The following is a 7,127-nucleotide window of genomic DNA, read 5'->3' on the forward strand; positions in this document are numbered from 1 at the left end:
TTGTCGATTTCTGGGTCATTGCGCCACCCTTCGCGGGCCCCCGGCGGTCCCCAGCCCTTCATCGAGGGTGGCATTGAGCCTTGCCAAACCGGCGATGTCGGCGCCGGTCCCCAAGTGGTGCAGGTACCGGTTGGTGGTGGCGATGGACTCGTGACCCATCCAAGCCTGCACGGTCCCCGGGTCGACGCCACGGGCCAGCCACAGGCAGGCAGCGGTGTGGCGCAGGTCGTGGATGCGACGGCCCCGGGCAGTGTTCTTCCAGTCGAGGGTCCGCACGACGGCGTTGCGGTGCAGCTGGGCGCCCATGTAGGTGGTCAGCAGCAGGTCGTCGGGGCCCTTGCCCAGGGTGAACCGCTTGATGATCGGAAGCACCCGGTTGGCCACGGGTACGCGACGAGAACGGCCACTCTTGGTGGCCTTCACCCCGACGCCCTCGGGAGCCGAGCGACGCACCAGCAGGGCTGGGGACGGCACTTCCACGAAGTCACCGACCCGCAGCTCACGGGCCTCGGCCCAGCGAAGGCCGGTCCAGCCAAGGACGAGCATCACGTCGGCCAGCCGGGGGTCACGCAGCGCCCAGGCGTCGTGGACGGCTTCGAGCTCGTCCTCGGTGAAGGGGTGCAGCTCGACTGGCGGGGCAGAACTCTTGGGCACCCGCACGGCCGCGACGGGGTTGGTGGCGATCAGCTTCTCCCGCACGCACCAGGCGAAGAAGACCGACAGGCTGGCCCGGTATCGGACCACGGAGGTGTGCCCGAGCCCGCGTGACAGCAGCGACTCGAAGGAGCGGGCCACCTCGCGGCCACTGACCGCCGAGACCTGCAGCGCCTGGAGGCTGGTCGGGACGAGGCGCAGCAGCTCACGGTCGGTCTGCCAGGTCTTCACCGCGACGGTGGTGCGCCGGATCTCGAGCCAGCGGGGGAGCAGGTCACGCACCCGCTCCTTGCCAGCGAGGGGATCGACGCCACCGGCGAGGGCGGCACGTTCCCGGGTGAGCCAGGCATTGGCTTCCCGCCGGGTGTCGAAGGTGCGGGAGGCAACCTTCACTCGTCCGCTCTTGAGGTGGGCCCGCCAGCGTCCGTTCGGGGTCTTCTCGATGCTCACGCGGCAGCCCGCCGCAGCCAGGCCTCGACGTCGGCGCGCAGATAGCGGGGACAGGTCGGCGACAGCCAGGTGCAGCGCGGCCCCTGCCCGGTCTTGCGCCAGCGGCACAGGGTGGACGGCGAGACGCGGATCCACTGCGAAAGCTCTTCGCTGGTCAGGTAGTCGGACACGATGCCGGTGGCCGGCTTGGTGAGGGTGGTGGTCATGGTTCAGCTCTCCTTTGAGTGGTGGGGGATCGAGTGGTGGGGGTGGGTGGTTGTGGCCTTCCACTGCGCGTACTCGCGGGCTCGCGCGGCAGCGGCCAGGGCGAGCGCCTCGTCGGCGGTGGTGTCCCAGCCGGTGCCGTCATAGGCCCAGTCGCGCAGCACAAGGGTGGTGTCGTCTTCCTTCTCTTCCGCGAGCAGGTCGACGGTGGACCAGTCGATGTGCCGGCCGGTGCGCTGCTGGTCGGCCATGAGTGACTGGAAGCGGGCGCGAGCGCGTCGCAGAGCGCCCAGAGTGATGGAGTAGCGGCGGCTCTTGGTGGAGAAGTGGCCGCGGAAGCCGAGTTCGTGGGACCACTTGCCCAGGTGTGCGTATACATCGAGGCCGTCCTTGCCGACGGGTTCGCGCACGTCGTGGCCGGTGCGGCGCAGGTTGTCCCGGCCTCGGGCATGGCCACACCAGGTGCGGCAGAGGGCGGCGAGCCGGTCGAGGTGCGGGTTGGTGGTGCCGTGCTTGGCGGCGGTGGCGTCCTTGGTGGCGTATTTGGCGAGGTAGCCGGCCACCTGGGCGGGCTGCAGCTCGCGGTCAGGATCATCCGGACGGTGGTTGGTTCTGACGGGCTTCGCGTCGATCTGGGAGCCGAAGACCAGCAGCACAGGCTTGATGGACGGGTGCGGGGCTGGGGCGACGTAGGAGACGGCCACGGCAGCAGCACGGGCGGCGGCGGCGAGCAGTTCGGCGGTGATGCTGGTGGGGGCGGGGGCGCCGATGCCCTGGGCGACCGGGCCGTCGAGGCGGACAAGCGCGTGGAAGTGGATCGCGCCGCGGGTCTGCATCTCGGCGACCTTGGCGAACTGGATCGAACACACGTCGCGCAACTTGGACGGCTTGACGCCGAGCAGGTGGGCGAGGTGCCGGCCGAGGGCGATGGTGAAGCGTCGCCACAGTTCGGGTGCCCACCACTGCCACATGAGGTGGTGGTCGTAGCGGTAGCACTCCTGGCACAACGGCTGACCCAGACAATCGTCGTCTGCGCCGTGACGGGTGTTACACCAGACGGGTCGGCCGTGGGGGCAGAGCTTGCCTTCTCGGCGGGGGTGGCAGGGCTTGCCGTTGCGGGTGCCGTGGACGGCGCCGAAGGAGGGTGCGGTGAGGGTGAGGAAGACCAGCGGGTTGTCGGCGACGGTCTCGGGGACGTTCTTGCCGCCGGTGATGCCGCAGCGGATCACCTCGAAGGTGTCGCGGGCATACAGGCGCGAGCAGGACGGGCAGACCGATTCGCGGCGGTTGCCGCACCGCTGGTACAGCACGCCGAGGGGCTGATCCTGCGAGCGGAAGACGGACAGCACTTCGCCGGTGTGGGCGTGGATGCGGGTGGTGGTGCCGGTGAGGCGGATGGGGTGGGCGCAGTGGCCGACGTGGGCGGCGGCTGTGGCGAAGGCGTCGAAGGTGCCGTTCTTGATGCGGTCGAGGAGTGCGGCCTGTGCGCGGGGGCTCAGGTCGAGGGTGAGAGGGGCGGCCTCTCCGAATCCCTCGAAGTGGGCCCCCGCGTGACCGGTCATGCTGCCTGCGGTCCTTCCTGCTCATTGCCCTCGTCGCCACGGTCCCCGAGTGCCCCATCCCGATCCCCGAGCCTGTCGAGGGGATTTCCCTGCTCCTCGCGGTTGCGGGGCTGGCGGGGCTTGCGCGGGGCCTTGGGCTTACGAGCCCGCGGGGCCTTGGGCTTACGAGCCCGCGGGGCCGCGAACTCCTGGGCGGCATCGACCACCGGCGAAGTGACCGGGGGCAGGGCCTCTTCGGCGGCCTGCTGTTCGCTCGGCAGCTCGACGTGCACCGGGGACGGATACCGGCGGGCCACCTCGCGGATGGTCCTGTCGGGCCAGTAGTCGGCGCGAACCTTGTCGAAGGTGCCGTCCTCGTCCTGGATCCAGCCGGTGCCCTGCTGCGAGCGCAGGATGCGGTGGGCGGGTGCCACGCGGGTGGTCTCGTCACCCAGCACCATGCGTGTCTCGGTGGAGCTGTTGAGCCGCAGCGCGAGGGCCTGGGTGAACAGGTTGCGCATGCCGACGATCTCCTTGCGCGGGTCCTGCACGGCGGCGAGAACGACGACACCGAGGGCGCGTCCCTGGGTGAGCACCTCCGACAGCAGCCGGGAGGCCTCTTTCACGATCTCGGGCGGGCCGTAGGAGGTGAGCACGGCCAGCTCGTCGATGACCAGGAGGTGCAGCGGATCACCGGGCATGGGCGTGTGGAGACGGGAGACGCCGGCCATCAGCGCGCCGCGGTCCTCGATCACCTTCATCAGCTGGCGCAACACCTCCAACGCCTGGGCGGGGGTGGTGGCCATGCAGCAGAACAGGTCCTTGCCCATGCCCAGTTCGAGGCCGTGCTTGAGGTCGATGCCCCACAGCTGCACCTCGACCCTGGGGACGGCCGGGGCGAGGTTCCCGACCACCGACCACATCGGCGAGCCCTTGCCCGACCCGGACGCACCCACGATCAGCGTGTGCCGCCCGATCACCGGCAACCACCAGGTCGTGCCGGCCTGAGTACGGCCGGCAGCAACGACGCCCAGAGTGTCGATGTCGTCACGGGTAATGATCGACGCCTCCCGTCCGGAGGCGAGGGCATTGCGCATCATGAGCTGCACCTCGACCTGGCACTCGGAGACGAACACGCACCGGCCCGAGGTGGCGGCGGCAGCAACCTGCAACGCGGGCACCGCAGCCTCGATCTCCTCCAGGGTCTGCCCGATGCGGGCCCTGATCCGAAGTACCAGCAGGTCACCCCGCGTCTCGACGCGCGACAGGTACGGCGCCACCCAGTGCTTCACCTCGCGGGGCTCGCGGACGTACTCGGTGTGGTCGCCCACGCGGACCTTGCGGGTGACCTTCTCGACGCGGGTGCGCTGCACCGACAAGCCGCATTCCCGGGCCAGCTCGTCCCAGTTCTTCCGGGCCCACCGGCGCCAGTGCCAGCGACGCCACGGTCCGGCCACAAACCGGTCGAAGGTGAACGGGTTGGCCAGCGACCACATGACGCTCAAGACCACAACCGCCATGTATGCGCCGAAGATCCAGCCCATGAGCTGCACTCCGCGCTCGATGCCGAGGAGCCAGCAGCTCGCCAGCCACGAGGCGTCGCACGCGATGAAGAGCCACTTGGTGGCCCAGAACCCTTTGCCCAGACGGGCCAGCGCCACGCCGACGAGACGGATGCCGTGCCAGAGATTGGCCAGCACGGGCGGCGCAGTCCACCGGAAGCGGGGGATGGCGACGGTGGCCATGGTCAGGCCGCCTTGCCCTGGTCGCGGCCGGTAGAGGCGGTGGTCGGGGCGACGTCCTCGAAGCCGGTGGCGCGGATCGACTACGCGAGCTTGGGACGCGGGCCGTTGTCATCGATCCACGGCGTGAGGGTGAGGCCGGTGAAGCGCACCGGCGTGAACGGGAAGCCCGACTTGTTCTCCGGCGGAACCGGCTGGTGCTGGGCCACGATCTTCACCACAACCGTCTTCTCGCGGTTTCCGGCCTCGGGATCCGGGTCGAGGACGGCGACCTGCCAGATGGGGAGGCCGGTCTCCTTGTCGAGCTGCTGGGGACGAGACCCGTCGGGGCGGCGCACCTCGGGATCGAAGTTGAGGACGGGCTCCACGGCGCTCACCAGGAACGGCGGGAGAGGGAAGACCGTCTCCTGGGCGACGGTGAGCTTGCGAGCGATTGCCATGACGCACTCCTGTTTAGAAGGTATGAACCCGATTCATGCTGACGATTCCATGGAGTTTGTAGGGGGTAAACATGAGAGTACACGCTCCGTTTGGCATGTCAAGCACCTCTAAACTGGACCCCATGCAGAGCGATCCGAAGTTCGAGGAGGTTCGTCACATGACGGACCCGCTGGCCCAGGCGCGCGCTGCGGGCGAGCTGATAGGCATCTACCAACAGCGCTCCGTCGAGTTGTCGCGCATTCGCAAGGCCGCAATGGAAGCCGCAGTGGATCAACGGGGGATCACCTTCACCGAGCTGGCCAAGGAGCTCGGCCTCACGAAGGGACGAGTCTCACAGATCCGTTCGGCTGCTCCACCCAAGGAGCGAGCGCTCTTCGGGGTGGGGCCCATCACCTTGGCTTTTCCGCTCCGAGCCGGCGTGCGTCCCGAGGGCACCGTCTCGCTCCATGACTCGGTTGCTTCTGACCACATGGACAAGCTCCTCACATCGCTCAGTTTTGCTGTGAGCCGCTTCCACATCCCCGTCGACGGTGAGTGGACCCCGCCGGCTGATGCCGTCGCGATCTGTGGCCCGAAGTCCTCACATGTGACCGCTGACGCCATCGCGAATGACCCGTGGCTCGACTTCTCGCTGGACAGTGAAGGGCGCTGGATCCTGCGTGAGCATGATGGCGACGCCTTCACCTCGCCGATCGACCTCGGCGATCCCAGCCAGGACATCGCCTACATCGCCAAGCTTCCACTCGGAGACGAGAGCATCTTCGTCATCGCTAGCGTCCACGCGCTCGGCTCGGTCGGCGCGGTCGACTACCTCACGCATCACACCCGGGAGCTGTACGACGACGTGGGGGATCATCACTTCTCGATGATCACAACCGGTCGATTCGATGATCGCGGCAACGCAATCGAGACGGAGGCGCTGTGGGGACCCAAGACCCACTAGTCCACATCGAGGCTGCGACACTGGCGGGCGGGGACAACAACCAGGATCGCTACGCCTACGGCGACGGCTGGGCCTTCGTCTTGGACGGCGCCAGCAGCTTCAGTGATGTGCCGCCGGTGCACGACGGTGGTTGGTACGCCGAACGACTTAGGAACGCGCTGACAGTCGGACTCGCGACTGGCCAGCAGACGACTACCCCGCAGATCGTGGGTCGAGCCATCAGGATGGCAAGCGCCGATCACGACGAGCACAAGCAGGGCCCCTGTCCCAACAGCACGATTGCGCTGGCTCGATGGGACTCGCAGTGGCTCGATCTCTATGCGCTTGGCGACTCATCAATCTTTTGCGCAACCAAGTCGGGAATTTTGGAAGTTACCGATCATCGTATCAACTCTGTTGGAATAGATGTGCGGCGCAAATATGCTCAGCGGCTTCGAACGGGAAGTGGATTCGATGAACACCATCGAGAGTTGTTAGCTGAACTGCAACAGAAGCAGCTGAGTCTCAGGAATAAGAACGATGGATATTGGATTGCCGGCAGTCAGCCGGAAGCCGCTCGCGTCGCTGAGGCCCGCAGGCTTTGTCGGTCGGACGTAAAGTCCCTCATCCTCAACACGGATGGTGTGCCTAGTGAAACCGCAAGGAATTTGTTGGAAAACGGAGCCGCCATGGAAGGGCTTCAAGAGGTGCTGAGAAGGCTCCATGGGCACGAGGAGCGGGATCCGAATGGTGTTCAAGTGCCCAGGGGAAAGGTTCACGACGATAAGACTATGGTTTCTGTGGAATTTATGACTGTCTGACTCCGGTCGAGTTGGTTGGAGGGAAACATGCCTGAAGAAAAACCTCGGATTGGGTTCCTTAATGATGGCGACCCGCGAACATCTACCCTGGTTGCCACATACGATGCGGATGAAACAGGTGTGGCGTTGTTCATCCCTTTTGACTCCTGGAGCGATCCGCGATCGAGATGGTGGGGTCAAGGAATCCATTACGGGGATGATCCGGGCAAGACTCGATTCTCATATGAGTGTCCGCCGGTGCTGGACTATGTCGACTCAGTGGGGCGCGTAGGCCTCTTGGGGTGCCGCACACTAGGGAATTCTGTCGCATTTCCCTCTGGTATTGGCCGGGGGGTTATCGATGCTTCGTATG

General features: G+C 66.6%; 7 protein-coding genes. 2 read left to right on the forward strand and 5 right to left on the reverse strand.

The window, feature by feature from the left end; all coding sequences use genetic code 11:
- Positions 1 to 15 precede the first annotated feature (15 nt).
- The 5 genes from ACHFFZ_RS02860 to ACHFFZ_RS02880 all read right to left on the reverse strand — a co-directional run bounded on the left by ACHFFZ_RS02860 (position 16) and on the right by ACHFFZ_RS02880 (position 5,031).
- On the reverse strand, positions 16 to 1,104 hold the full coding sequence (locus ACHFFZ_RS02860; RefSeq protein ID WP_394275154.1) for a tyrosine-type recombinase/integrase: 1,089 nt from the start codon (positions 1,102 to 1,104) through the stop codon (positions 16 to 18).
- The gene (locus ACHFFZ_RS02865; protein ID WP_394275155.1) at positions 1,101 to 1,310 is read right to left on the reverse strand and encodes a helix-turn-helix transcriptional regulator; all 210 of its coding nucleotides are present in this window, start codon (positions 1,308 to 1,310) and stop codon (positions 1,101 to 1,103) included. Before ACHFFZ_RS02865 ends, ACHFFZ_RS02860 begins: the two co-directional genes overlap by 4 nt.
- Before the next feature lie 3 nt (positions 1,311 to 1,313).
- Positions 1,314 to 2,870: a replication initiator gene (locus tag ACHFFZ_RS02870; protein ID WP_394275156.1), complete on the reverse strand. Its 1,557-nt coding sequence runs from the start codon at positions 2,868 to 2,870 to the stop codon at positions 1,314 to 1,316.
- The gene (locus ACHFFZ_RS02875) at positions 2,867 to 4,594 is read right to left on the reverse strand and encodes an FtsK/SpoIIIE domain-containing protein (protein ID WP_394275157.1); all 1,728 of its coding nucleotides are present in this window, start codon (positions 4,592 to 4,594) and stop codon (positions 2,867 to 2,869) included. Before ACHFFZ_RS02875 ends, ACHFFZ_RS02870 begins: the two co-directional genes overlap by 4 nt.
- 80 nt (positions 4,595 to 4,674) lie before the next feature.
- Positions 4,675 to 5,031 carry a plasmid replication, integration and excision activator gene (locus tag ACHFFZ_RS02880; protein ID WP_394275158.1) on the reverse strand — a complete coding sequence of 119 codons (357 nt, stop codon included), beginning with the start codon at positions 5,029 to 5,031 and terminating at the stop codon, positions 4,675 to 4,677.
- A gap of 122 nt (positions 5,032 to 5,153) precedes the next feature.
- Between ACHFFZ_RS02880 and ACHFFZ_RS02885 the strand changes: the two genes are divergently transcribed.
- The gene (locus ACHFFZ_RS02885) at positions 5,154 to 5,975 is read left to right on the forward strand and encodes a hypothetical protein (RefSeq protein ID WP_394275159.1); all 822 of its coding nucleotides are present in this window, start codon (positions 5,154 to 5,156) and stop codon (positions 5,973 to 5,975) included.
- The gene (locus ACHFFZ_RS02890; protein WP_394275160.1) at positions 5,954 to 6,775 is read left to right on the forward strand and encodes a hypothetical protein; all 822 of its coding nucleotides are present in this window, start codon (positions 5,954 to 5,956) and stop codon (positions 6,773 to 6,775) included. Before ACHFFZ_RS02885 ends, ACHFFZ_RS02890 begins: the two co-directional genes overlap by 22 nt.
- Positions 6,776 to 7,127 lie beyond the last annotated feature (352 nt).

Origin of the sequence: Luteococcus sp., from assembly GCF_043424415.1 — a bacterium.
Classification (GTDB): domain Bacteria; phylum Actinomycetota; class Actinomycetes; order Propionibacteriales; family Propionibacteriaceae; genus Luteococcus.

Excerpts from the sequence above, each read along its gene's own strand:
- ACHFFZ_RS02865 (WP_394275155.1), bottom strand. The coding sequence starts at position 1,310 with ATGACCACCACCCTCACCAAGCCGGCCACCGGCATCGTGTCCGACTAC.
- ACHFFZ_RS02870 (WP_394275156.1), bottom strand. The coding sequence starts at position 2,870 with ATGACCGGTCACGCGGGGGCCCACTTCGAGGGATTCGGAGAGGCCGCC.
- ACHFFZ_RS02875 (WP_394275157.1), bottom strand. The coding sequence starts at position 4,594 with ATGGCCACCGTCGCCATCCCCCGCTTCCGGTGGACTGCGCCGCCCGTG.
- ACHFFZ_RS02880 (WP_394275158.1), bottom strand. The coding sequence starts at position 5,031 with ATGGCAATCGCTCGCAAGCTCACCGTCGCCCAGGAGACGGTCTTCCCT.
- ACHFFZ_RS02885 (WP_394275159.1), top strand. The coding sequence starts at position 5,154 with ATGCAGAGCGATCCGAAGTTCGAGGAGGTTCGTCACATGACGGACCCG.